The following is a 25,302-nucleotide window of genomic DNA, read 5'->3' on the forward strand; positions in this document are numbered from 1 at the left end:
ATTCCTCATTAGTTTTATATCTGCCTAGATTAAAAACCTGTACATCTAAAGGAAATAACATAAGTTGCCCCTTATCAGACGATAATAAGTTTTATATGCAAGTGTACAACGGCTTTATATCATACTCACGCCTGATAATTCAAAAGAATTATTGTCTGATCTCTAATGTCATTTACATTATTAATGGAATAGAATGCTTAATATTAAAATCGCTCAATTTGTAATTTCTTTCCGGCGGAAACATACCTTTCATTTAATTCTGGTAAACTCTACAATATTAAAATTTTGGTCAGAGAAATTTAATACAAAATATAATCAATGTAAGATTTAAATGGATCAAAATGAAAAATGAATCAAATGCTAAATATGAGGTAAAAAGAGAAAGATATGTGGATATAAAAAAAGTATCAAAGTACACCTCTTTGCCAGTAAAGACTATATACGATTGGTCTAATCAGGGGAGATTCCTCTGTATAAAATATGGAAGACGTATTCTATTTGACATTCATGACGTAGATAAGGCAATGGCCAACTTGAAACAACCGTATCTTAAACATGAGAAAACTGTTAATAAAATCATTGGAGACCTACAAGGTGATGGTATATAATACTGCCGATAGCGACATACAGATACAATCAGGCTTCGGGAAAGGAGATGTAAATGTTTAAACGAAGCGATATCTGGTGGACGTGTATTAGTCATAACGGCAGGAAGGTTCAAAGAAGTCTTGAAACCTCTGACAAAAAGCTTGCACAAGCTATTGAGGCGAAGATAAGGACTGAGATTGTTGAGGGAAAGTATTATGAGAAATTGACAGGACATCGTAAAACCTTCAAAGATATGATGGATAGGTTTATGAAGGAGTATGCCCCTACAGTTTCTTCAAATACTCAAGAAGCGTACAAATATTATTTAAAAAATCTTAGCAGGTTTTTTGGCAATCCAGGGTTGATGTCTATAACGCCCAAGATTGTCGCAAAATATAAATTGTATCGCAGAGATACTGGAGCAAGCCCATCAACAGTAAATCGTGAGCTTTATATGTTATCAAAGGCTTTCAATCTGGCAGTCAAAGAGTGGGAGTGGCTTAAGGACAATCCTGTTTCCAGAGTACAGAAGGAGCGAGAAAACAATGAAGTTGACAGGTGGCTGACAGAAGATGAAGAGAAGAGGCTTCTTGGCAATAGTCCTGACTGGTTACGTGAGATAATAGTTTTTGCATTGAACACAGGTTTACGACAGGATGAATTGTTGTCCCTTGAGTGGAGCCGTGTAAATCTGCTCCGTAAGACTGTTCTTATACAAAAGACTAAGAATAATAAGCCCAACACTCTTCCTTTGAATAGCATAGCTCTGAATGTCATTATGCAAAAGCATGAAGGTAAGGTGAGAAGCCTTAAGAATGATCTTGTGTTTATCAGTAAGTCAGGTACAAAGATTGGTAAGCGTAACCTGATAAGGGCATTTGCCCAGGCATTAGAGAAGGCGGAGATTAAGGATTTTACATTTCATTGTCTTCGCCATACTTTTGCCACAAGATTAGCCCAGAATGGTGTAGATATTTACAAAATAGCAAAGCTCTTAAATCATAAAGACCTGAAGAATACGCAACGCTATTCGCACCATTGCCCGGAAAGTTTAATGATTGGTGTTCAGATTTTGGAAAAGTTTGACTACAATTTTACTACAATGGCTCAAAAAGGTGGTTGAAAGTAGTTCTTGTTTTGTCGTAAGTCTTTGTTTGACAATATGGGCGATACTGGACTCGAACCAGTGACCCCTTGCTTGTCGAGCAAGAGAAAAAAGAATGATTGTTCTTCAGTTTAGTTCTAATTGTTTTGATTTGCCTACTTGACAGTCAACTCATTTATAGTGTGAATATTGAAAATCTTAATACTTTCCCTGCGTTTTCTACATTTCAACTACATATAAAACATTCTCATATCAAGCGTAATTGGGTTATAAAGCTGAGACAAAGATGGGGATGAAGATAAAGAGTGTAATATGCCAATCCCAAATAATTATGCCAATTTGTAAATTGAAGATTTGATAATCATATTAAATAGATTTCGAAGGACTTATCTTCATCTTTTGTATAGGTACTAAGCAGTTTTTTTCTTGTTTCGCACTAAATTGCCCGATAGCGCTGAGATAAAATCCCCCCTATGTGCTGAGATAAATCCCCCCCCTCACCCCGCAAGAGTCGCAATAATAAATTATAGAGAGCATATCAGAATGATTTCAGTTTAAAGCGACCATAAGTTGTGCAAGTCAATAATTTACTAATAAATCATTCTTTGTTAGGATGTGTTTATGCAAATCGAATTTAAGCTTATAACCGAAACTATCTTTTACTCCTTAATCCATCTAAAGAGTTTCTACGCCTACGAACATAACTGGTATCGCAAAGAAGCGGTACGACCAGCCATCTCAAAGTATTACCGGACCCTCCGCGATATTTTACGATCGACCAATCCAACACACCGAGTCCTCATCCGCTGTGTAGAATGCAGAATTTTTTTCTAACTCATCCCGGAAATCGAGGAAGGACTGACATCCGTTGTCCACTGGGCTGCAGGGCTCATCATAAAAAAGCAGGTGCCCGTAAACGATGTGCCGAGTATTACCAAACCGAAGATGGGAAAAAAGTAAAAAAGACGCATAACCGGCGAAGGTATGAACTTAAAGACACACCACCAGAACATCCAGAACAATCCAATTCTGATGTTGAGGCAAACAAAGATAAAGATTTTATGGGACACATGGCTTTTATAATGAGTTTAACCGAGGGGAGAAGAGTTGATTCTTACCGAATACAACAAATTTATCAAACTTTTTTTCAGAATTGGAGACAGCAGGGCCTCGAATTTTGGCAGGAGTGGTGTAAACTACCGGGACCATGAATAAAAAAGCTTTAAAAGAGGTTGAGATTACTCAAATAGACAGAAGATACGAAGAGTTCCGATTAGAAAATAAGATTGACGAGCGAATTATTTTGAATTCTGTGCTTGAGTGTGGGATTCGTGATGCTTTGCTATGTGTCATAGACTCAAAAGAGAACATTATTTTATTGGACGGGTTCAAAAGGCTTCGCTGTGCGATTAGTCTAAAGATTCATACCGTACCGACTCTGTCGTTAGGGAGTGATGAAGTTGATGGTATCCTGCAACTTACCGGGTTGTCTAATGCCCGAAGTCTCAACATCCTGGAACAATCCGCTTTAGTGGACCAACTCAATGGTACTCACGGTATGCGTATAAAACAGATTGCCCTTCATTTAGAACGTTCTCCTGCCTGGGTAAGTGTTCGTTTAGGTATGATTCAGGAGATGACAACTATCGTACGCAAAGCTGTTTTTTCAGGACAATTTCCTGTTCGTGCGTACATGTACAACTTAAGAAAGTTTACGCGCGTAAAGAAAGTACCAAAAAAAGAAATAGAGACCTTTGTCCAGGCCGTTTCGGGTAAGAGTTTAAGTACACGTGATATTGAGACGCTGGCTTATGGGTATTTTCATGGTGGAGATTATCTGAAGGAGCAAATCATACAAGGAGAGTTGGGATTTACCATAAAACAATTGAGAAGTAAAGATATTCTGTCCGTTGCTCATGCCCTTGGATCACATGAGCAACGAGTAATCAAAGATTTAGAGTTAGTACAAAAGTATATGGGATATGTAAGAAACGCGCTTGCCGATAAACGTCTATGCACGAAATCTTTTTTTGAAACAGCCGATTTATTGGTTGAAGGGATATTATGCAGACTTCAAGATTTCGGTAAATATTTACAGGATTTTCATGATAAACGAAGATAAAAGGCAAGCTATACATACACTGTATGATGAGGGCATGTCTAAAAAAGAGATCGCCAGAGTTCTCAAAGTGGATATAATATACAGTGGAATTTCAAGTCGAAATTATGATAGCGTTAATGATGTTGGTAATCAGACAAGCTACACAATGCAAAACCTTGTAGAAGGCCAGACGTATTATTTTGCGGTAACCGCGTATGACACAGCTAATAATGAAAGTGGCTACTCTGAAGAGGTAGTTTATACTATTCCTATACTTGACATTACAGCACCTTCAACCCCAACCAGCCTGCAGACAACAATTATTTCTACATCTCAAATTAATCTTTCCTGGAATGCTTCATCGGATAATATTGGAGTAACAGGTTACAGAATCTATAGATATGGAATTCAAGTTGCTGATGTTTCCAGCACCACATACAATGATACAGGGTTAAGTCCATCAACAACATATTCTTATACAGTTTCTGCCTACAATGCAGCAGGAAATGAGTCTGAACAATCATCCGCCACTTCTGCTACCACTTTTTCTTTGCCTAACAATCCTCCTGTATTATCACCTGTTGGTAATAAATCTGTTAATGAAGCTCAGGCATTAAGTTTTGCTATTTCAGCTACCGATCCTGATGGTGACGATCTGAGTTATACAGCAAATAATCTCCCATCTGGAGCAAGCTTTAATGAAAACACAAACACTTTAGACTGGACACCAACCTACAATCAGGCGGGAACATTCACAAATATAAATTTTCAAGTAAGTGATGGTAAAGATGTTGATTCGGAGAGTATAACGTTTACAGTATGTAACGTTAATCGTTCACCGGTACTGGACCCGATTTCAGACATTACGGTAATTGAAGGCGCTACGGTAACCCTTAGCCCGACAGCCACTGACCCAGATGGAGATTCACTGACATTTACGTACACTGGTTGGATGACCACAAACAGCTATACAACAAATTTTAATGACCCAGGTATTCATACCGTAACGGTAACGGCAAGTGATGGAACATTAACAGATTCACAGAATATTACTGTTACAGTATTAAATCAAGATCTCACAGCACCAACAATAACCGCTGTCAATGCTGTTAGTTCTTCAACACAGGTTATCCTGAACTTCAGTGAACCAGTAGATGAAGCAAGTGCAACTAACGTGTCAAATTACAGCATTGACAATGCAATTTCAGTTTTTTCAGCTTCGCTTGATTCTGATCAAAAGACAGTTATCCTTTCTACAAGCGAACATGTTGAAGGTATCAACTATGTCTTGACAGTAAATAATATCAAAGATATTGTAAGCACTCCAAATATAATTGCTTTTAACACCATGGTGAGCTATAACTTTGTGGACCTATTGATAATCAGTAATCTTACTGTAGAAAGTGGTCAAGATTATGAAGCTATTGAGAATGGGATGTTAAAAGGAGCTATGGTATATATTGATCAAGATACTACATACGTTAGCGTACCGACTTTTCTGGAAAATGCCACTTACATCAAGACTGCCAACAATGACAAAGGAGAAAACAAGGCTACATTTCTTAGCTTCAATGTGAATCAGGTTGTCACCGTATACGTTGCTCATGACGATCGGATTACTACGAAACCCTCCTGGTTAACATCATTTATCGATACTGGTGATGACATTGTTACAACGGATACTACCTTAAGCGTATTTACTAAGGATTATTTTGGAGGAACAATTACTCTAGGCGGCAATAAAGGCCAAGGGCGCAAAAGTATGTACACGGTCATAATAGTAAAATATAATGGTGGTGGTAGTGGATGTACCGATGCAGATGGAGACGGTTGGTGTATAGAGGATGGTGATTGTGACGACAATAACCCAAATACATATCCAGGAGCTGTAGAGCTTTGTGATAGTATAGACAATAACTGTGATGGTGTTATTGATGACGGATGTGGTGGATGTACCGATGTAGATGGAGACGGTTGGTGTGTAGAGGATGGCGATTGCAATGATAATGATCGGCATGTTTATCCTGGTCATACCGACGCGGGCGGTAAATGGGGCAGAGATGGAGTTGACAATGATTGTAACGGAATAATTGATGGATAGGACAGATTCTGTTTTACGATATGTTTAGCCGTTTAGTCTAAGGTCTTCATTGAGGGTATAGAACGTAATCTGAGTTCAAAAGACAATCCTACCAGACCTCACTATGATTTAATGCCTTTTTCTTGCGGAATGAACGTTCTCTTTCATCTGCAAAGGTAGATAAGGTTATATCTTCCTGAATCTCTTACGCATCTTTTACAAGATCGCGCGCTTTTAAAGAGAGAGACATCATCTTTTTTGGCCAGGCGCTTAATAGTATCATATAGGGGCCTTTCTAAAAAACATTTATCCTTGGGTTTTTTGTAGGCATTTTTAATTTCCTTACTTGTGAAAAAACGGCCAACATGAAATTTCTTTAGTAATTATTTTAACTGTAGTCTCTTCACTTCTTAAAGTTAGATCGCTGTTGGCATATGAGTTTATCGGAAATAATGACGTATCACTTATGACACACCATGTCAAGTATTAATACAATGATTCCATCATACAAACGTTATGTACATTTAACTTTTCAAATTTTACAGTACATTTATTACGCACCGATTACCCCCCCCCTACACCCAGTTACAATTGTAAAATACCTACTCCGAATTCTTCAGCTCTTGATAGAGCAATAACCCACCAATAGTAGTATTGACATAAAGTGTACATAGTCTCCATAAAAAAGTATAAATAGCAGCTATTGGAGTTGCCACGCAGGACGCCATTAATACAAGAGAGCTTATTTCTGCTATGCCGGAAGCTCCGGGAGTAGGGCTGAAATAGCTCAGCAGAATAATAAACAGCTGAATATACATTACATCATATACATTTACACTACCTCCCAGCCCAACGATAATGAAATATGGTATAACCAGACGAACAGCAAAGAAAAAACAGGTGAATAAATAGCCAACCATTAAAGCCATTTTGCCTTGTTCGGCCATTAAGAGGATTGATTCTCTGCAATTGACCAGCCCTTCCGCAAACTTCTTCAGGAAATTCTCTATCTTTGCATTTTTATCCTTAATTATTCCTTTGTTTTTAAAGTGTGTAAACAAGGAAAACTTTAAATTATTTATTAAGTGTGTAAAGAACATGCAGAGAATAAAGATCAATGTCATTGTCCCTACTGCAACCGAGGCACTCTTAATCATCAATTGCAAAGAGTATCCCATTGTTGGAGAATTAAACATAGCGGTTGAAATAAGAGCGGTAATCAGGAAAAAGAGAGTACAGACAAAGGACAAAATAGAACCTGCTGATGCCTGAGAATAGGGGATTTTATCTCTGGAGATAAAATAGATCTGAGCAACACCGCCACCGGTTTGTGATGGTGTTATTGCTCCCATAAATATGTTAGCATATGCTGCTTTAATTGAGGTGAACATTGTAATACGGGGGTTGATTACACGCATGAGGAAATAAATACGTACACCTGTAATAAGACCCTCAAACCAAGATAGAAAGAAGGCAATGCTCAGCATACAATAATTTATATTCTTAAAGAGGAAATCAAAGGATATACCACCGTTTTGATACGAAGTGTAGAAAAAAATTCCAAGTTGACTGGCCAGCGAAATAGCAACAAAGATTTTAATTCCTAATATTATCTTCTTTCTATCCATCTATTTGAAAAGCGTATATACTCTCCGTTCCTGATCAAGACAAGTCTGATAAGAGATTATTTACCGCAAAGAATATAAACTATCAAAGATTATTAACGGTTATCTTAAATTCTTCTTTTAGAATTGGAGTATGTAATTTTTATGAAAATATGTATTGAGATTACTTGATTTCCAAAAGCCTCTTTTTAAGAGCAATTGATATTAAAGAAAATGATACACTATTTTTCAAGAATATAATGAATCATGTTGTGTTTTGAAAATAAAACAAATTGCAGTTATATACCTTTTTATTTTTTTCTGTCAAGTAACTGTAATCAAGGAGCTTAAGTTACTGTATGGATTTTTCAGACACTATAATTTATTGTATTGACTTTTCTTCACCTATGGTGAGTACTTTTATTTGCAATAGCAATCAGGATATGGTATTTTTTTAGATTGTTTATTATGTACAGGAGACAAATATTTTCAATTTATGTAAGAAGTAACTATTAAATATTATCTGTTTTAAGTATTATGGATATTAATAATATTGAAATTGCTCTGTTTGCAGGTGGTTGTTTCTGGTGTATGCAACGCCCTTTTGATGAACTGGATGGCGTAGTATCTACTGCCGTTGGTTATACAGGTGGTCACACTGAAGATCCTACTTATGAAGAAGTATGCTCTGGTGAAACCGGCCATGCAGAAGCTATTGAGATAAAATATGACCCTGCACAGATCACTTTTTCTCAATTACTTGATGTCTTCTGGAGAAATATTGATCCTACAACTACAAACAGACAATTTGCAGATTCGGGATCACAGTACAGAACAGCTGTTTTTTACCATAATGAGGAACAGAAGGAGTCAGCTGAATCGTCGAAAAAAGAGTTGGGTAACGCAGGTATACATTCAAAACCGATCGTGACAGAAATTATTCCTGCATCATTCTTTTACAAAGCAGAAGAATACCATCAAAAATATTACAAAAAGAGTTCAGATAGATACAAGAGATATATGTCCGGATCAGGTAGAGAGAGATATCTGACTAAGACGTGGGGTAACTGAATTATATAATATTTATTTTACAACATAATAATTATTCTATTTAATTAAATTAAAAGGAGTAGAAATTGAAAGTCCTTGTTTCAGATAAAATGTCTCAAGACGGTATTGATGTGCTGAATGCGGTTGATGAGATACAGGTAGTGTACAAAACAGGTATGAGTACGGAAGAGTTAATAAAAGAGCTTCAGGATGTTGACGCGCTTGTTATCCGTTCTTCGACTAAAGTTACTAAAGAAGTATTTGAAGCGGTAAATAAACTGAAAATTATTGGAAGGGCAGGTATTGGAGTTGATAATGTTGATTGCAATGTTGCCACAGAACGCGGTGTTATCGTAGTAAATACACCCAGCGGAAACGCTACTACTACCGCGGAACATGCTATTGCCATGCTCATGTCACTGTCCCGACATATTCCACAGGCAGATAAGAGTATGCATGCGGGACTATGGGAAAAATCCAAATTTACCGGAACAGAAATTACTGGAAAGGTACTGGGTGTTGTCGGGTATGGAAACATAGGCAAGATTGTAGCTGACCGTGCACTGGGCCTTAAGATGAGAGTCATTGTGTTTGATCCTTTCTTGACATCTGAAGTTGCAGCAAAAGATGGAGTTGAGCTGGTTACAAAAGAGAAGCTTTTTGAGCGTTCTGATTATATCACAGTACACGTCCCATTAAATGATTCTACACGCGACCTGATCAACAAAAAGAGTATCGAGACAATGAAAACGGGAGTCCGTATTCTCAATTGCGCGCGTGGTGGAATTGTCAATGAATCTGACCTTATTGATGGCTTAAATTCCGGAAAAATTGCCGGCGCTGCGGTTGACGTCTTTAAGGAAGAACCGCCTCCTAAAGACAATCCTCTCTTACAACATGAAGGTGTTGTCTGCACACCGCACTTAGGAGCTTCTACAGCAGAGGCTCAGGTGAATGTTGCTGTACAGGTTGCAGAGCAAATCAGGGACTATCTTCTAACGGGAGAAATACGTAACGGAATTAATTGCCCTTCTATCAGTTCAGAAATGGTAAAGGTACTTAGCCCATATCTGAAACTTTGTGACAAATTAGGGTCTTTTCAAGGTCAGATACATCGTGAAACCCATGAGGAAATTAAAAAATTAACTATCAGTTATTCCGGTTCCGTAACCGATTATGATACGGGCGCCTTGACTTCAGCATTAGTACACGGGTTTTTAAATACGGTTTCTGATGGGTCTGTTAACTTTGTTAATGCACTCAGTATAGCCGAATCCAGAGGGATAGTGGTTGAAGAAAACCTGGTACACCATGTACAGGATTTTGCTAATCAAATTACATTTTCAGTTTCTGGCGAAAAGCAGACTAATTTGATAGCGGGCACAGTATTTGGGAAGAAAAATTACAGATTTGTTCATTTTAATGATTTTTTTCTGGAGGTAATACCGGATGGCTATCTCCTGGTCCTTCATAACTATGACAGACCTGGAGTAATTGGTAAAGCTACTTCTATCCTGGGTAGTCATGAAATCAATGTTTCTCGAATGCAACTGACTCTGGACAAAACTTTTCAACCGGGGTCGAATGAATCTTGTCTTCAGGAAGCAGTATCCTTTATTAATATTGACCAACCTGTCAATGAAATGATCCTGGAAGAACTGATGAAGCTGGATAATGTTATTGCCGTTCATCAAATTGACTTGAATTAAAATGGATGATTATATTAAAAGTGGCACAGATAAAAGACCGTCCTGGGATGACTACTTTATGGAAGTCGCTAATGCTATCTCCAAGAGAGCAACGTGTGATCGTGGAAAGAGCGGTTGTGTCATTGCGAAAGAGAGGCAATTCATAGTTTCAGGATATGTAGGTTCTCCTTCCGGTTTCCCACATTGTGACGATGCAGGACACCATATTAAAAAAATCACTCATGGAAATGGAGAAGTCACTGAACACTGCATGCGTACGGTTCATGCTGAACAAAACGCAATATGTCAGGCTGCAAGGATAGGTGTTTCTATCTCTGGAGCTACACTTTATACCAGAATGACCCCTTGCAGAACGTGTGCTATGCTTCTTATCAATTGTGGAATAAAGAGGGTTGTTTGTGAGAGGAAATATCACCAGGGAGAAGAATCTGAAAGTATGTTTAAAGAAGCTGGCATTGAGTTGGTTTATAAACATAATGAACATCAGCAATACTATCAATAGGGAAAAATATTCATGAAAAAATCATTAGGAGCAAAGACTCTGGCATTTCCAACTCCTGCCTGGATAGTGGGCACATATGATAGAGAAGGCAAGCCTAATGTAATGACAATTGCCTGGGGTGGTATTTGCTGTTCGAAACCACCTTGTGTCAATATATCTGTGAGAAAAGAGAGGTACTCTTATGATAATATTATAGAGAAAAAAGCATTTACTATAAATATTCCTTCTGAGCATTATATTAAAGAGGCTGATTATTTTGGTATTGCCACAGGGGGGAAAACGGATAAATTTGTTGATACCGGACTGACTCCCGTAAAAAGTGATCTGGTTGATGCTCCTTATATAGAAGAGTTTCCCCTGATCCTTGAATGTAAGATGATACACAAAAATGAAATTGGTATACACACTCAATTTATTGGTGAAATTGTTGATGTTAAGGCTGATGAGTCTGTGCTTGGGGAGGAAGAGTTGCCTGACATTAATAAAGTCTTACCTGTTTTTTTTGCTCCTGTAATACGCACATATCACGGAGTTGGCAAGTCTCTGGGAAATGCGTTTTCTTTGGGGAAGGAGATACGAAGTCTAAATAAAAAACCCTGAGGATTCAGTCCACTACATTCGAAATCTTATTCAGAGAGAAGCCCTGCTTCCCCGGACAAAAGGCGCTGAGGAATTTTCGCGGGGACTCCATACTAATCAGTAATGTTAAAGAAGATTAATCATGTTAATATCGTTGTCAGCAATCTTGATGAAACAAAAGAGTTTTTTATTCAGCTTGGTTTAGAGATTGGTGATGCATCTGAGTTGTCAGGAGAATGGATATCCTCGATAGTCGGTCTTGCTGACGTGAAGGCCAGGTATGCGACACTATACTTGCCCGGAACAGAGACAAACCTGGAATTGATTGAGTACTCCTCTCCTCCATCCGAAAAAGATCTGGATATGGACAAAGCAAACCAGATTGGATTCCGTCATATCGCGTTTGAAGTTGATGACATTGATGCAGAAGTCCTCAGCCTTAAAGATAAAGGGATTAAATTTCTCAGCTCGATACACACATATCCTAAGACCGGAAAACGTCTGGTTTACTTTTGGGGACCAGACAGAATCCTATTAGAATTAGCTCAATACTGAGAGGAACAAAATGAATGTCAGTAATGTGTTCTCCGGTATACAAAAACAAATGCCTGAGGAAATCATAGAGACAATTGTCCAGTCTCATCAAATTAAAATTGAACGAATTATTTCTCGATCCCACTCAACCTCTGAAGGAGAGTGGTATGATCAGGGCAGAAACGAATGGGTGCTCATATTAAAAGGTAATGCCGGCCTGTTGTTTGAGGGTAATGATCAGACGGTTATCATGAAAACCGGTGATTACCTCAATATACCCGCTCACCGTAAACACCGTGTAGAATGGACTTGTCCCGAAGGAGAGACTATCTGGCTTGCGGTACACTACTGAACGCAACCTGGCAAGCACAGCTTGGTATCGGAACTAAATATAGATTTGACCATTTTTGCATATAAGTCATATCCGTCATTATGATTATTAGTTGATGTATTCAATGTACGTTAATGAAATAGATGACCTAACCAGTAATCAATATACTCCTGGGTTCCAGGGTACATTAATTATTTTTGACCGGAATACGCATGATGAAGTGATGTATGTGTTTACTCCACAAATATTTTTACAAACCACTCGAGAAGATATGCAAGGTATTCAATATCTAAATAGGCTTCCGCGTTTCTGTCTACATGGAGCTTGCAGCTTGCGGAATACTCATCATCAGCTTCCCAGAAACATAAATACAAAGGCACACACGGCAGAAGCTTAAATCCACAAATATAATCTGCCTTCAACTTTCCGATGGTCTCAAAGCCTTCTAACTCTCTGCATCTTGACACAAGTCCAGTTAAATCATTGTTAAATTTTTCTGCTATTTTATCTTCCGCATTTTTTTGAAAAGCCTTTGAATGTGATGCCGCGTCAGGGAAGTGCCCCATTGATACCCAATCACCTGTTAAAGGTATCTCTCCTTTTCGACGAACATAGTCATAGATGATGATTTTTGACCAGGAGTGTTCAACATACTTTGCATCTGCAAAAAGGCCTTCATTATTGACCTCATACTCTTTATTCATCATTTTTAACCTAATCGAGCCCCTACCGTTTCTCTTATCGTAATTGCCGCCTATGGCATCTGCCGCCTCTTTGAGATCAATGTCCTTAATCTCTTTCTCTAATTCCCTGCTTACCCGTTTATAATTATTCTCAATAGTAACTACCGATTCTTGATCAACCGACACTTCATCTTCCTGTTTTACATAAGGACATTCAGACATCTTTCTCTGCGCACTGGTTACTTTCAATGCAAATGCCATACACGTAGATTCTCCACATTCTCCACAGTTATTTCCCGGTAATTTTTTGTAAATATCAATCATTAAAACTCAGGCACTTATTTCGTAAATTAACACAAAATTTTATTCGAATTCCTTATTCTTCCTTATTATCTGCAAACAGAGACCAATAGAGTTGAAAGAAAACAGCAGTTACTACTGCGTACAATACTGTAACGCAGAGGCTGTAAAAGGCCCATGATGGAAACCCGAGGATATTACTGGTACTGAATTCTGTAAAAAACCATGGTACCGATGCGACAAGAAGTAATGCTGAAATACAACATAATCTGAACTTTGTCATAAATTATTTTCAAATCCCAGTAATTTTAAATGATATTTTCATTCCAGAGAGGCGAGAATAACATAATAAGTAAATACAATATACAATATTCTCTTATACTAATCAACACACCACAGGAGATCTTTTGAAATATGAAAAATATCCAACAATAAGAAAATTAGCTATAAGACCCCAAACTCCTGCATGTATTCCCCACGGTTTGGGTACAATGGGCACCCCCATGTTTTCAGAAAACATGATAAACAGAGTTACGCTGATACCAATAGAGAGTCCACCCAAAATAGTAATTCCACGTATTGACTTAAAATGTAATCCCAGAAAAATTGCAGGTGCTACCTGACAGAGAACTTCAAGTTTCATCTCAGTAAGTCTCCATATTGTTTGAGGAAGGCTGGTGGCAAAATATGCCATACACGCCATTATGCTCCATGAAAATATTTTACCGGTACCGGTAAGATGAGATTGCGAAGCAGTTGGCCAAATCCGTCTGTATATGTCCTGAGTAAACAGTGATGAGATAGCCAGGAGGGCTGAATCTACGGTAGACATGATGGCTGCTACTGCTGCGGAAAGAAATAGTATTATAAAATATTTTGCACCAGGAATATACATCGCCATATCATTAAGTAAAAGCATGGTTATTTCCTCACTACCCCTTTTATCAAGTCCGGGGAACCTGTTCATACCAACCATTCCAGCTATAACCAGAAAAAAAGTTGTTACAAAGGGCATGAAAATCATTATTTGGAAAGAACGTTTTAGTGTTTTTGCGTCTTTAGCAGCATATATACGCTGAATAGCCTGCGGATAGATTGATATGCCGAAGAATATAATTATTATTGTGCTGAGCCATATTCTTTTCTGTGCAAAATCCGGTGGATGCCACATATCAGAATGAGACGAAATCAATTTCTCTGCTACTGCAGATATTCCTCCATATTGATACTCTATACCACAGAAAATAAACAGACATCCCGCAATAAGTAAAATACCCTGTATTGCGTCAGTCCATGCAACACTTCTCATACCTCCAAGCGTTTCATAAATAACCATAATTAGTGACAGTGTAATTATTCCCTGCACAAACGTTACTCTTCCACCTGTTGTAGCCTCAACTATATAACCTATAGCTTTTAAGTTAGTCAGTATATAACTACCCACTGTTATAATACAGACAATAGTGATAAATGTGGTTAATACTGGTGACCCGTATCTGTGCTCAATGTAGTCTCCTATTGTAATATATTTTTGTTTTTTTGAGAGGCGGTGAAGCTTCGGTGCATAAATTAAATATGCACCAATGACAGACATCATAAATGTAACACTTACAAGGAATGTATATCCCTGACGATATGATTTCCCCGCCATGCCAATTAATGTATTGCCACTATACTGTGTTGCATAGAGAGTGAGAAAAAGGACAAATAGTCCCATGCCGCGGCCACTTAAGTAGAAATCTGCCAGAGAGTCTTCTTTGCGTGCTAATCTACCTGCAATGCCTATCAGAAGGAGTGACACCAGGTACGCACTCATAAAAACAATACCCGTTGTATCGAGAAGTGCTATATCTTTCATGGTCGCTTTGCCTCTTCAGAAAGGCTTATCAAATATGTTTATTTTCCACTCTGGTGAAAGTCTGAATAAATTCTTTGAAAAAATAATCAGAAAAGTCGTTGTACCAAGCATTTCAAGAAACTCTTCAAGTGTTTTTGACATATGCCTGATTCGGTATTCATAAGTAGAGAAGAACCCGGCAATACCCATTTTCTCATATGTTTCTCCATCTATCCCCTCTACAAAATCCAGCCCTACTGCAACAGCATAAAGGCTGATACCACCTAAAAACCAATACCATAGCTTTCTTGAAGAAAGCTCTTGCCACAGGAACCATATAATAAAAATACCTATTGATATAAAAATTGGTCCAAAAACCAGTTGCCATGTATAGCTGGGGAAAAAATCATATGCAGAACCTATCACTCCTGTAACAGATTCAGAAGAATCATCAGATTCAAAAAAAACAACTTTAAAAGCGGTTCCAATACGTTCATGAAACTTAATAGCATCATCAATGCCAAGATAAATGAAAAAAGTTCCTATACCCGCCCAACAATAAAACTTTCGTATATAATTACCGCCCTTCATCTGCCTTCTCACACCAATGGCAGTTAACCAGACTACCGTTCCGACTGTAACAGCCTGAATACTGGAAAACCAATTAGAAAGGCTATCTTCACGGGTAATATTTAACATTCCTCTGATAGTGCTTATTGAGGACCATTTGTAGTGATTAATGAAGATATCAAGAAATACAATGACAAGTTCAAATCCCAGTAAGCTCCAGAAGACTCTTCTCGTAAATGATTTTGGATTTAAACTGATTTTGACAGGCATTTATCCTTGTTTCTTTCAAAGAGGTTATATTAAAGACAAGTTGTTTTGGTTTATATCATTTGATATTATCGAATTCAAATGAAAAAAAGCACTTGAATGTACCTGATTTCTATTATTCTCAATTAATCACATTATGTGGTGAAATATAAAGAAATATTATTTATGATATTTTATTTGTCAGAGTAAATTTTCTGTAGAAATGGAAATAACATTTTATTATAATCCATAAGTCTTTGCACTATTAATTTTTACATAATAAACTTTTAAGAAATGGACAAATAAATGAAGAAATCTGGAAGCAACAAAATATCATATCAAAAAATAGATTCAATCTCAGGTTTCACATTAATAGAGCTCTTAATTGTAATGGTAATCTTAGGGTTACTTGCCGCGTTGATTGTTCCAAAACTTATAGGCCGTGTAGGTGAGTCGAAACAAACAACGGCAAAAGCACAAATTGAATTAATATCTACAGCATTAGAAGTATACAAGCTGGACACAGGAAAGTATCCTTCACAGGAATCAGGACTGCAATCATTAAATTCGAAACCAGGTGATATACAAAACTGGAAAGGGCCATATATGAAAAAGAATAAGATCCCTGAAGATCCATGGGGCGCTGAGTATATTTATAAATATCCAGGTACGCATGGGGACTATGATCTCCTCTCTTATGGAGCAGATGGAACTGAGGGCGGCTCAGAAGAAAATAAAGATATAGTAAGCTGGGAATAAAAAACACGACTCCTCACAACCCTTAGTTCTAAATATGAAGTTATTTTTATCACCTGATAGTTTTATTTATAGTAATTGATGATATTTCCATGCCTTTTCGTAACAGCTTTGATAAGTGACACATAGACACGCTCCTCTCTCCCCGGTGCGTCAGGCACCGAGGGTTTTTTCTTAGTTAAGAAAGGATTGTAGACAAACGTAAATTCAATTATACGAGTGGACATTATCTATCATCACTTGCTATATCCTTCTCATGTATCCGTAATTTTTGAGTAGAATTTTACACGTGATAACCTTTGCAAGCCATTCAATAATTCCAAACAACCTGTATTGGCAACTAAACGATCTGTACAATTCCTGATTTATATTGATCAATAGCACTTTAACAACTAACACACTAAAGCATGTCAAAACTAGATGATAAAAATAGTAAACTTCTGGAAGAACTATTAGATGTGGGTAAAATAACAAAAGATGATTTAGAAAAAATTATACAACTACAGGAAAAAACCCACGAAAAGCCTGATAGAATACTGCTCAATCTTGGTATTATTTCAGAAGAAGACTTGCGGGATGCTCTTGGCAATTTGTTTAATTTGAAGACATGGCATAGAAAGAAAGAAGAGAAACTTCCCGTAGTTGATTGTTTACCTCAAAACTTTCTACACTCCAATAGAATTATACCAATTAAGCAACATGATGGCTATCTGGACATCGCTTTCACTGATCCATCTGATGAATCACTTGTGGAAGTGATAGAATTAACTACTGATAAACAGATAAATATCTTTGTAGGTTGTGAAAAAGATATTATTGCCTCAATAGAAGAAACATATGAAGATGAAACTGCAGAAGAAAATAAGTCTGCATACTCAATAGATCATGATGTTGTTGATGATATAGAAAAGTTGAAAGATCTTGCCTTGGAAGCGCCGGTCGTGAGGCTGGTAAACAATACACTTAATAAAGCTCTTGAGATTGGTGCAAGCGACATACATATTGAAATGTTTGAAAACAAGCCAAAACTCAGATATAGGATAGACGGAGTTCTCATAGACTATCCACCTCCTACACGCGATGTGTATTTTGCGACAATCAACAGGATAAAAATAATGTCACATCTGAATATTGCCGAAAAAAGACTTCCTCAGGATGGTAGAATACGTCTTAAGGTTGGTGGTAAAGAGATAGACCTCAGAGTGTCAGTAATACCAATGCTATATGGAGAGTGCATAGTGCTCCGTATCCTGGACAAATCAAACATCGTTCTAGACCTGTCTACGTTTGGATTCAGTGAGGATGTTCTGGGTAATATCAGAAAGCTTGTAAAAAAATCCGAGGGCATGATTCTGGCAACAGGCCCTACCGGTAGCGGCAAGACCACTACACTTTATGCTTCACTAAAAGAGATAATATCTCCTTCTTTAAAGATTATAACAGTTGAAGATCCGGTTGAGTACAGCCTTGAAGGAGTAAACCAGATACAAGTTAATAGTAAAGTAGGCTTGGACTTTGCTTCAGGCCTGCGTTCAATTTTGAGGCATGATCCTGATGTAATACTGGTTGGAGAGATCAGGGATAAGAACACTGCCGGTATATCTATACAATCATCATTGACAGGTCATCTTGTCTTATCAACACTGCATACGAATGATGCATCTTCCGCCTTTAATCGCCTTCTTGATATGGGCATGGAAGACTACCTGGTCTCTACATGCATCATTGCGGTCCTTGCTCAAAGGCTGGTAAGAAAACTCTGCGAATGCAAGGCAGAACACCATCTAGACAAAGACACAATGTCAAGGATTGGAATCAATAAAACAATATACCGTCCAAAAGGCTGTGTTGAATGCAGCCATACAGGATACAGAGGTAGAGTTGCTATTTCAGAACTGCTCATTGTCAATGATAATATCAGAAAAATGATAGTAAACCGTGAACGCTCAAATGTAGTACTGAAGGAAGCTATTAAAAACGGAATGAGGACACTCTGGCAGGACGGGCTCTTAAAAGTAGAAGACGGGATCACCTCACTGAGTGAACTTGAAAGGATAACTGATGATACTTCAGCTTAAGACGATATATATAGGAGTGTTTCATATGAAAACAAAAGTCAGAAAAAAACGCCTACAAACCTCTTTTTTCGAAGAATGCAGGCGTCTATATAACTGTATAATAAAGCAATATTGATAAAAAAATACCTAGCTGTTAACAACTGCTTTCTTTTTTCGTCTTCGTCTTAATTCCGTACCTGCTAGCCCTGCTATGCCGATTCCAAGAAGAGCAACGGTGGCTGGTTCAGGCACTGAAGCTGGAGCTGTAGCTACTGCTTCATAGTCTATCGTTAATATTGCCCGGTTTGTTCCCCAAATAGTCATGCCTTGGTTAAGTCCTGCTATTGTAAATGAGCCGGATAATAAGGCAGTCTCAAATGTAGGCAGGTCTATCGCAAACGTTGTGTTGTTAGCGTTAGCGTGGGTTGAATCACGCCATAGTCCTGGCGTACCATTGTCCTGCGTTACATTGGGAGGATTGAAGTCCGCTATTGTTGTCCCTCCGTTTTGCATTCTAAGAAAACCACCATCAGCATCAAGTAGGTCTATTTCCAAAGTTGCAAAATTAATGGTATCTATATTGGTTGCTTCAGCTACATATGAGTGGGTCCATGTCTTATTGAGAATAATCCAACCGTTACTGCCATTAAATGTCAGCGCTGATGACCCATCAACACTGTCTGCACCAACCTGATTCACTATTTGCAACCCGTATGAGTTCTTATTCATACCAAGACCAAACGAAATCAGACAAATGAAAATTATGGCTGTTAATTTAATTTTCACAGCTTTTCCCTCCTTCTATATAGATAGATTCAAAAATAATTTTATTACTTAGCACTACTTAATCTCATCAGTCTTATGATTCAATATCTAATAAAGACGTAAGTCTTTTATAATATGTTATTTATATGACTATGAAAAACTACAGACATCTACTATATTCATGTCCAAACGTTTGGTAATTATAGCAAAAGAACGGTGACCTGTCAATGAAAAATATAAAGAAAGGGGTTATGCAATTCAACCAAAAGTATTACAGAAAAAACAACCCGCTTTCGAAAGTATTTTTCATGTACTTCGAGCTTCCTGAGCGATTTATCGAATCGGGGTAGAGATGAGTAACTTGTAAGCCTTGGATCTCTATTAGGTTTTTCATTTCCTTGTAGATTCAGAAATCGTTTTGGCAGGGAGTATTGATAACATTTTCCTCTCTTCAATAGACAAAATGCGCCGAGGGTTTTTCGAGAGGTTTCCATTTTGGTGTTCTCTTAAGAGCGTGATTAAAAAAAAGATTTGTATAGCCCATAGAGATAATGACATGAACGCAGGTATTAACATTTGAAGTCGTTACTTATAGTGGCAGGATAACCACCCCCCTACTTCGTAGCACTCTGTTGTTGTCACACCCGCACGTAAAGAAATGATTAAATGTTATTTAATGACGAATCAGACATGTTAAAACATATTCTTCAAGTAATTTAATATTCCTGTAATTGGCAATTCCTTATGGGCATCTGGTGCTGTTCTTTTTTTCTTAGGCCCGGGTACTTTTCTAAACACACCTGGGACTGTCGTAATATAGTGTTGATCCGGTTTTTGAGAAAGTTTTTCTATTACATTCTCTACTTTTTCAACTTGAGATTTCGTTGCCTTCTCAATTTTAATATCGGTATTTTTTTCAGTAGTCACCTTTTTAGTGGTCTTCCTGACCGGAGTCTTTGCCGCTGCTTTTTGAGTTGCCAGTTTCTTTAACACCGGTTTTTTTCCTTTAACTGTTGTCGGTTTTTTTGCTGTTGATACCTTTGGTTTGCTCTTTTCAGAAGTTTTTTTTGTGACCTTTGTTACTACTGTTTTTTTCGTTTTGGGAGTTGCCTCTCTTTTAATAGAGCTCTTTTTCTTCTGGACTGAAGTTGTCTTCTTTGTAGTAGCACTTGTTTTCTTTGATATCGCTTTTTTTGAGGAGCTTCCAGCCTTCTCAACAGTTTTTTTTACTACTCTCTTTGGTTTTTCATTTGCCATAAATTTCTCCTTAAAGAATGTTTAAGCCGTTTTGCCATTCAAAACAGAATAACTTTAACATTTTTTTTTATAACAGTGATGGATTCAAAATAGTAAATCTAGTTAGACTAATCAGTAGCATTCGATCAGAATTTTGCAAATAAAAATAAATGCTCTAAAACTGTTATTTTCGCATTTTCCCAACTTAAGCTTGTCCTCGTATACTTTAATCGAGGAGCATACAAAGACAAGCTTAAGTTGGGAATCCAGATTAAACGATCCTCCTGGATACCCGATAAAGGAATTCCTGCCCGAATAGGTACAGGCAGGCGGGTAGGATAAAAGTGTTATCTACAAAAACCTAACCGGATATTTTTGAAGATTAAGGCATTTTCATTATATAATATTTCTAAACAATAACTGTTTAGAACTTACCATAATAAATTACTTAAAGTAATAGTTACAAGTAATAGTTACAAGTTATGGTTATAGGGTAATTTAACGATTTATTTGTTTATGTCAATAATATTCCGTGCAATCTTTCATATTCATTTGTTACAATTCAACCCATGTTGAACGAACTTACTATTTCCAACTTCGCCCTGATTGACAAGATTACAATAAAATTCGATGAAGGTTTAAATATTTTTACCGGTACAACAGGTGTCGGTAAATCTTTGATAATCGGTGCATTAAACTTCCTTCTTGGCAGTCGAGCAAATAATGAGATTGTTGGAAACAGCGATAAAGACGTTTCAGTAAGTGGATTATTCTTCATTAAAAGTTATCAAATTCGTCAAGGCATTAACAGTCATATTGATAATATTGATGATGAAGAGATTATCATACAGAGAGTATTGGACCACAAAGGCCGAAATAAATGCAAACTGAACAACCAGCCGATAACGGTCTCTTTATTGAAAGAGATCGGTGAACAATTGGTTAATATACATGGCCAACATGAACATGAATCACTAACTAACCCGTTTCAACAGCTTAGAACCCTTGATAGTTTTGGCAAGCTTGATAGTCTTAGAGGTGAATTTTCTAATATATATTGTAATGCCCTGGATAAAGTGAAGTTGTTAAACTCCTTAGACGAGAAACGGAGTGAAAGAAAGAAGCAGATTGAACTTTATAATTATGAAATAGATGAGATTGAAAGCGCACAATTGCAAAAGAAAGAAGATGAAAACCTGGAAGAGGAGCGTTATATTCTCGCAAACTCAGAGAAAATCCAAAATGTACTTTCATTATGTTCTAACAGCTTATATGAGTCAGATCACTCTATAATTGACGGGTTAAAAGAGATTGCGACCGAACTCTCAAAAATTATGGATGTTGAAAAAGGGTTTAAAAATAGTTTAGAAGTGTGTAACCAGACTATTTATCAGTTAGAAGATATCGCAAATAAACTGAGAAACGATATAGAAAAGTATGATTATGATCCGGGGAGATTGGAACAAATTGAGGAGAGAATAGAAACAATTAGAAGCCTTAAAAGGAAATATGGTGATTCAATCGAGGATATTCTTTCTAAAAGAGATAATACTAGTGTAAAGCTGGAACAAATGTTAAAGGAGAATGAGGATACAGAGATCATAGAGTCTGAACTGAAAAAATTAAAGAATGAACTAATTAATACGGGTAAAACGCTGACACAAAGCCGTAATAAATCTGCTAAAAAGCTATCCTCCCTTATCAAAACGGAATTAAAAGACCTGGGAATTACTGACGGAAAATTTGATATTAACGTATCTGCATTAGACAGCACCAATACGGAACTGGTGGTAATAAAAAATGCCAACCGTTCCGGGTTCGACCGTGTTGAGTTTATGTTCTCATCCAATCCGGGAGAGAAGCTTAAACCGCTCAGGAAGATTGCTTCCGGGGGTGAAATCTCAAGAATAATGCTAGCATTGAAACGACACCTGGCAATGTCAGATCAGACTCCTGTCCTGATATTTGATGAAATTGACGCCAATATTGGAGGCAGAATGGGACGTGTAATCGGCGAAAAGCTAAGACTGGTCGCACAGTCACATCAAGTTATCTGTATAACCCACCTGCCACAGATCGCGAGTTATGCGGAACAACATTTTAAGGTAAATAAAACCGTCAGGAGCAATAAGACATCTGTAACTATCGATAATCTTTCTTCAAAAGAGCAACTTGAAGAGATTGCGGAAATGATAAGAGGTGAGGAGAAGAGCATTGTGACAAGGAAACAGGCAAAAGAGATGCTTGATGACGCAAAAAAATTTATGAAGCAGATGTCAGTATCTAAGCGGTAAATCATATAGAATTCATGCTGTAAAGCATTCTAGACATATGGCTTACACAGCTTTGATGATTGATTGATTTTGCCAGAACCAGTAATATGTTAAATAAGAGTTGTTTAATTATAAAATTACATTGAAATCCTACAGGTTTTTGATTTAATACACAAATTCTAAACTAGATAAATAGATAGGCAGAATCAATCAGCACCTTAATACGGTTTTGTTTAATCATTAATTATGAGAACATTCGCTAAATTATTTGCTAAATCACCGTTTGCACCACTTCTGAAGCATATGCAGGAAGTAAACGGCTGTGTAACTAAAACAAAAGAGATTTTTATTGCATTAGAAAAAGGTGATAAGAAATTAGTTGGAAAGTTAGCCAAAGAGATTTCAAAACAGGAAGCTAGAGCAGATACCACAAAAAATGAGTTGCGTAATCATCTCCCTGGTGGACTTTTTATGCCTATAAGTAAAAGTGCGTTATTAGAAATTTTATCATTACAGGATGATATAGCTGATGACTGTGAGGATATAGGGATTTTACTTACACTTAAGGAACTTACTCTAAAAGATATTTTCAAAGATGATTTCAAAAACTTTTTAGATAAGAATATTGAAACATTTGAACTCGTTAAAATTATCATAGAAGATTTTGATAATTTGCTTGAAACATCTTTTGCTGGGCGTGAAGCAGAAAGAGTGAAGTCTATGGTACAGGAAGTTGCCCTGAGAGAACATGAAGCTGATCTCTCTCAACGGCAGTTACTTAAAAATATATTCTCTAATGAAGACCAGTTTACACATGGCGAACTCCAACTGTGGTTATTGATTTTAAAAGAAATCAGGACTCTATCCAACACTTCTGAAAAATTGGCTCATCGTATCCGCAATTTACTAGATCTTGAATAAATAATACTAGAGAGATTCACCTTGAGCCCAGAAACCATACTTATTATTCTTGCTTTAGTCATCAGCTTCTACATGGCATGGAACATCGGCGCGAATGATGTCGCCAACGCCATGGGAACATCTGTTGGATCAGGAGCGCTAACACTTAAATGGGCAATAATAGTCGCTGCACTGATGGAGTTTGCCGGGGCTTTTTTAGTAGGTTCTCATGTCACAAACACTGTCAGAAAAGGGATTATAGAGCCTGTTGTGTTTACCGGCCACCCAAACAGTTATATCTATGGCATGATGGCGGCATTGCTGGCGGCAGGCGCGTGGCTTAATATTGCTTCGTTCAGGGGCTGGCCTGTTTCTACGACCCACTCAATAGTTGGTTCAGTGTTGGGTTTCGGTATTGTATTCAGCGGATTTTCTTCTATTCACTGGGATACGGTCTCACAGATTGCTGCGAGCTGGGTAGTATCTCCCTTACTAAGTGGAACAATCTCTTTTCTGATTTTCTGCCTCCTGCGCAAGATGATTTTTTATTCCAAAACTCCTGTTAAATCTGCACAGAAGATGACCCCCTTTCTGGTTTTTTTTGTTCTTGGCATTTTAACACTGGTGATGGTTTTTAAGGGCTTAAAAAATCTCCATATGGACCTATCGCTTTACGATGCCTTGATACTCGCAAGTCTTATCGGATCAATTGGAGCTTTAGTGAGCATTCCACTGGTCAACAGGATCAATTCAACATCAACAGAAGAGAATCATGACGACCATATTGACCCAAAGGTAGAAAAAAGCATGTTGAAGGTTGTTATGCATCTGAGAAGAGTGAAAGAGTCAACTACCGGAGAGCTTTCAGACGAAGTAACTAAGATATTGGATAGTTCAGAAAAAATTTCAAATCAGCTTGAAAAATACACTCACATAAAACATGTAAGTACTGATTATCTGACAGTAGAAAAGATTTTTGTTTATCTACAGATATTGAGCGCCTGCTTTGTAGCGTTTGCTCACGGAGCTAACGATGTGGCTAACGCTATCGGACCTTTAGCAGGAATTCTTTCTGCTGTCAGTTCAGGTGTAATTGAAATGAAAGCCCAGGTTCCTTTGTTTGTTCTTTTGCTTGGAGGTCTGGGTATTGTCATCGGACTTGCGACATGGGGATGGCGGGTTATTGAAACTATCGGTAAATGTATTACAGAGCTGACTCCGACAAGGGGATTTGCTGCTGAATTCGGGGCCGCAATAACAATAGTTTTAGCATCTAAGCTGGCATTACCTGTATCGACAACACACACTCTTGTAGGTGCTGTCCTTGGTGTTGGACTTGCCAGGGGTTTGAATTCTTTAAATCTATCAACTATTCGCGATATACTCATTTCTTGGGTTATTACAATACCAGCCGGCGCGGGCATCACTATTGTTTTCTATTATATTATCAGATACGCATTTACCGGACAATTTGCCTAATGTGCAGACGGCAGGTT

At 37.5% G+C, this 25,302-nt stretch carries 23 protein-coding genes; 16 read left to right on the forward strand and 7 right to left on the reverse strand.

The annotated features are described in order from the left end of the window. The first annotated feature begins 341 nt into the window (after positions 1–341). From SCALIN_RS02860 to SCALIN_RS02880, 5 genes are all read left to right on the forward strand, one after another. On the forward strand, positions 342–608 hold the full coding sequence (locus SCALIN_RS02860) for a helix-turn-helix transcriptional regulator (protein ID WP_096892752.1): 267 nt from the start codon (positions 342–344) through the stop codon (positions 606–608). 53 nt (positions 609–661) lie between these two features. Further along, positions 662–1,711 (forward strand): tyrosine-type recombinase/integrase, encoded by a 1,050-nt coding sequence (locus SCALIN_RS02865; RefSeq protein ID WP_096892753.1) that lies wholly within the window; start codon positions 662–664, stop codon positions 1,709–1,711. Between the two features lie 797 nt (positions 1,712–2,508). Next, positions 2,509–2,904, forward strand: a complete 396-nt coding sequence (locus SCALIN_RS02870; RefSeq protein ID WP_096892754.1) for a hypothetical protein — start codon at positions 2,509–2,511, stop codon at positions 2,902–2,904. Then, a complete protein-coding gene (locus tag SCALIN_RS02875) occupies positions 2,901–3,815 on the forward strand; it encodes a KorB domain-containing protein (RefSeq protein ID WP_096892755.1) in 915 nt (304 codons plus the stop codon). The genes SCALIN_RS02870 and SCALIN_RS02875 overlap by 4 nt, the downstream gene beginning before the upstream one ends. Continuing rightward, positions 3,799–5,895 carry a MopE-related protein gene (locus tag SCALIN_RS02880; protein WP_096892756.1) on the forward strand — a complete coding sequence of 699 codons (2,097 nt, stop codon included), beginning with the start codon at positions 3,799–3,801 and terminating at the stop codon, positions 5,893–5,895. Before SCALIN_RS02875 ends, SCALIN_RS02880 begins: the two co-directional genes overlap by 17 nt. Before the next feature lie 581 nt (positions 5,896–6,476). Here SCALIN_RS02880 and SCALIN_RS02885 read toward each other — a convergent pair. Further along, on the reverse strand, positions 6,477–7,502 hold the full coding sequence (locus SCALIN_RS02885) for a lysylphosphatidylglycerol synthase transmembrane domain-containing protein (protein WP_096892757.1): 1,026 nt from the start codon (positions 7,500–7,502) through the stop codon (positions 6,477–6,479). A 513-nt stretch (positions 7,503–8,015) separates the two neighbouring features. Here SCALIN_RS02885 and msrA point away from each other — a divergent pair. The 6 genes from msrA (at position 8,016) to SCALIN_RS02915 (ending at position 12,204) form a co-directional block, all read left to right on the forward strand. Then, positions 8,016–8,549 (forward strand): peptide-methionine (S)-S-oxide reductase MsrA, encoded by a 534-nt coding sequence (gene msrA, locus SCALIN_RS02890; protein WP_096892758.1) that lies wholly within the window; start codon positions 8,016–8,018, stop codon positions 8,547–8,549. Between the two features lie 65 nt (positions 8,550–8,614). Beyond that, positions 8,615–10,237, forward strand: a complete 1,623-nt coding sequence (gene serA / locus SCALIN_RS02895) for a phosphoglycerate dehydrogenase (protein WP_096892759.1) — start codon at positions 8,615–8,617, stop codon at positions 10,235–10,237. A gap of 1 nt (position 10,238) precedes the next feature. Next, entirely contained in the window at positions 10,239–10,739 is a 501-nt protein-coding gene (locus SCALIN_RS02900) for a deoxycytidylate deaminase (RefSeq protein WP_096892760.1), read from the forward strand. A 12-nt stretch (positions 10,740–10,751) separates the two neighbouring features. Continuing rightward, positions 10,752–11,339: a flavin reductase family protein gene (locus SCALIN_RS02905; protein WP_096892761.1), complete on the forward strand. Its 588-nt coding sequence runs from the start codon at positions 10,752–10,754 to the stop codon at positions 11,337–11,339. A 102-nt stretch (positions 11,340–11,441) separates the two neighbouring features. Continuing rightward, positions 11,442–11,873 (forward strand): VOC family protein, encoded by a 432-nt coding sequence (locus tag SCALIN_RS02910; RefSeq protein ID WP_096892762.1) that lies wholly within the window; start codon positions 11,442–11,444, stop codon positions 11,871–11,873. Between the two features lie 10 nt (positions 11,874–11,883). Then, on the forward strand, positions 11,884–12,204 hold the full coding sequence (locus tag SCALIN_RS02915) for a cupin domain-containing protein (RefSeq protein ID WP_096892763.1): 321 nt from the start codon (positions 11,884–11,886) through the stop codon (positions 12,202–12,204). A 212-nt stretch (positions 12,205–12,416) separates the two neighbouring features. On the opposite strand, the gene SCALIN_RS02920 is transcribed toward SCALIN_RS02915, so the two are convergent. The 3 genes from SCALIN_RS02920 to SCALIN_RS02935 all read right to left on the reverse strand — a co-directional run bounded on the left by SCALIN_RS02920 (position 12,417) and on the right by SCALIN_RS02935 (position 15,843). Beyond that, the gene (locus tag SCALIN_RS02920) at positions 12,417–13,190 is read right to left on the reverse strand and encodes a DUF3786 domain-containing protein (RefSeq protein ID WP_096892764.1); all 774 of its coding nucleotides are present in this window, start codon (positions 13,188–13,190) and stop codon (positions 12,417–12,419) included. A gap of 361 nt (positions 13,191–13,551) precedes the next feature. Continuing rightward, on the reverse strand, positions 13,552–15,024 hold the full coding sequence (locus tag SCALIN_RS02930; RefSeq protein WP_096892766.1) for a sodium:solute symporter family protein: 1,473 nt from the start codon (positions 15,022–15,024) through the stop codon (positions 13,552–13,554). 15 nt (positions 15,025–15,039) lie between these two features. After that, on the reverse strand, positions 15,040–15,843 hold the full coding sequence (locus tag SCALIN_RS02935) for a hypothetical protein (protein WP_096892767.1): 804 nt from the start codon (positions 15,841–15,843) through the stop codon (positions 15,040–15,042). 282 nt (positions 15,844–16,125) lie between these two features. Between SCALIN_RS02935 and gspG the strand changes: the two genes are divergently transcribed. Further along, entirely contained in the window at positions 16,126–16,578 is a 453-nt protein-coding gene (gene gspG / locus SCALIN_RS02940) for a type II secretion system major pseudopilin GspG (RefSeq protein ID WP_096892768.1), read from the forward strand. Positions 16,579–16,640: 62 nt separating this feature from the next. On the opposite strand, the gene SCALIN_RS21920 is transcribed toward gspG, so the two are convergent. Next, positions 16,641–16,802, reverse strand: a complete 162-nt coding sequence (locus SCALIN_RS21920; protein WP_162532119.1) for a hypothetical protein — start codon at positions 16,800–16,802, stop codon at positions 16,641–16,643. Between the two features lie 180 nt (positions 16,803–16,982). Between SCALIN_RS21920 and SCALIN_RS02945 the strand changes: the two genes are divergently transcribed. Beyond that, the gene (locus SCALIN_RS02945; protein WP_096892769.1) at positions 16,983–18,653 is read left to right on the forward strand and encodes a GspE/PulE family protein; all 1,671 of its coding nucleotides are present in this window, start codon (positions 16,983–16,985) and stop codon (positions 18,651–18,653) included. A gap of 126 nt (positions 18,654–18,779) precedes the next feature. Here SCALIN_RS02945 and SCALIN_RS02950 read toward each other — a convergent pair whose 3' ends face one another. Beyond that, a complete protein-coding gene (locus SCALIN_RS02950; RefSeq protein WP_096892770.1) occupies positions 18,780–19,418 on the reverse strand; it encodes a PEP-CTERM sorting domain-containing protein in 639 nt (212 codons plus the stop codon). A gap of 672 nt (positions 19,419–20,090) precedes the next feature. After that, positions 20,091–20,654, reverse strand: coding sequence for a hypothetical protein (locus tag SCALIN_RS02955; RefSeq protein WP_096892771.1), 564 nt, complete (start codon positions 20,652–20,654; stop codon positions 20,091–20,093). Positions 20,655–21,202: 548 nt separating this feature from the next. Here SCALIN_RS02955 and recN point away from each other — a divergent pair. The 3 genes from recN (at position 21,203) to SCALIN_RS02970 (ending at position 25,285) form a co-directional block, all read left to right on the forward strand. Continuing rightward, positions 21,203–22,927, forward strand: a complete 1,725-nt coding sequence (recN, locus tag SCALIN_RS02960) for a DNA repair protein RecN (protein ID WP_096892772.1) — start codon at positions 21,203–21,205, stop codon at positions 22,925–22,927. Between the two features lie 225 nt (positions 22,928–23,152). Continuing rightward, entirely contained in the window at positions 23,153–23,827 is a 675-nt protein-coding gene (locus SCALIN_RS02965; RefSeq protein WP_096892773.1) for a TIGR00153 family protein, read from the forward strand. Positions 23,828–23,848: 21 nt separating this feature from the next. After that, positions 23,849–25,285 carry an inorganic phosphate transporter gene (locus SCALIN_RS02970; RefSeq protein ID WP_096892774.1) on the forward strand — a complete coding sequence of 479 codons (1,437 nt, stop codon included), beginning with the start codon at positions 23,849–23,851 and terminating at the stop codon, positions 25,283–25,285. Positions 25,286–25,302: the final 17 nt, after the last annotated feature.

This window comes from Candidatus Scalindua japonica (assembly GCF_002443295.1).
GTDB classification, from domain to species: domain Bacteria; phylum Planctomycetota; class Brocadiia; order Brocadiales; family Scalinduaceae; genus Scalindua; species Scalindua japonica.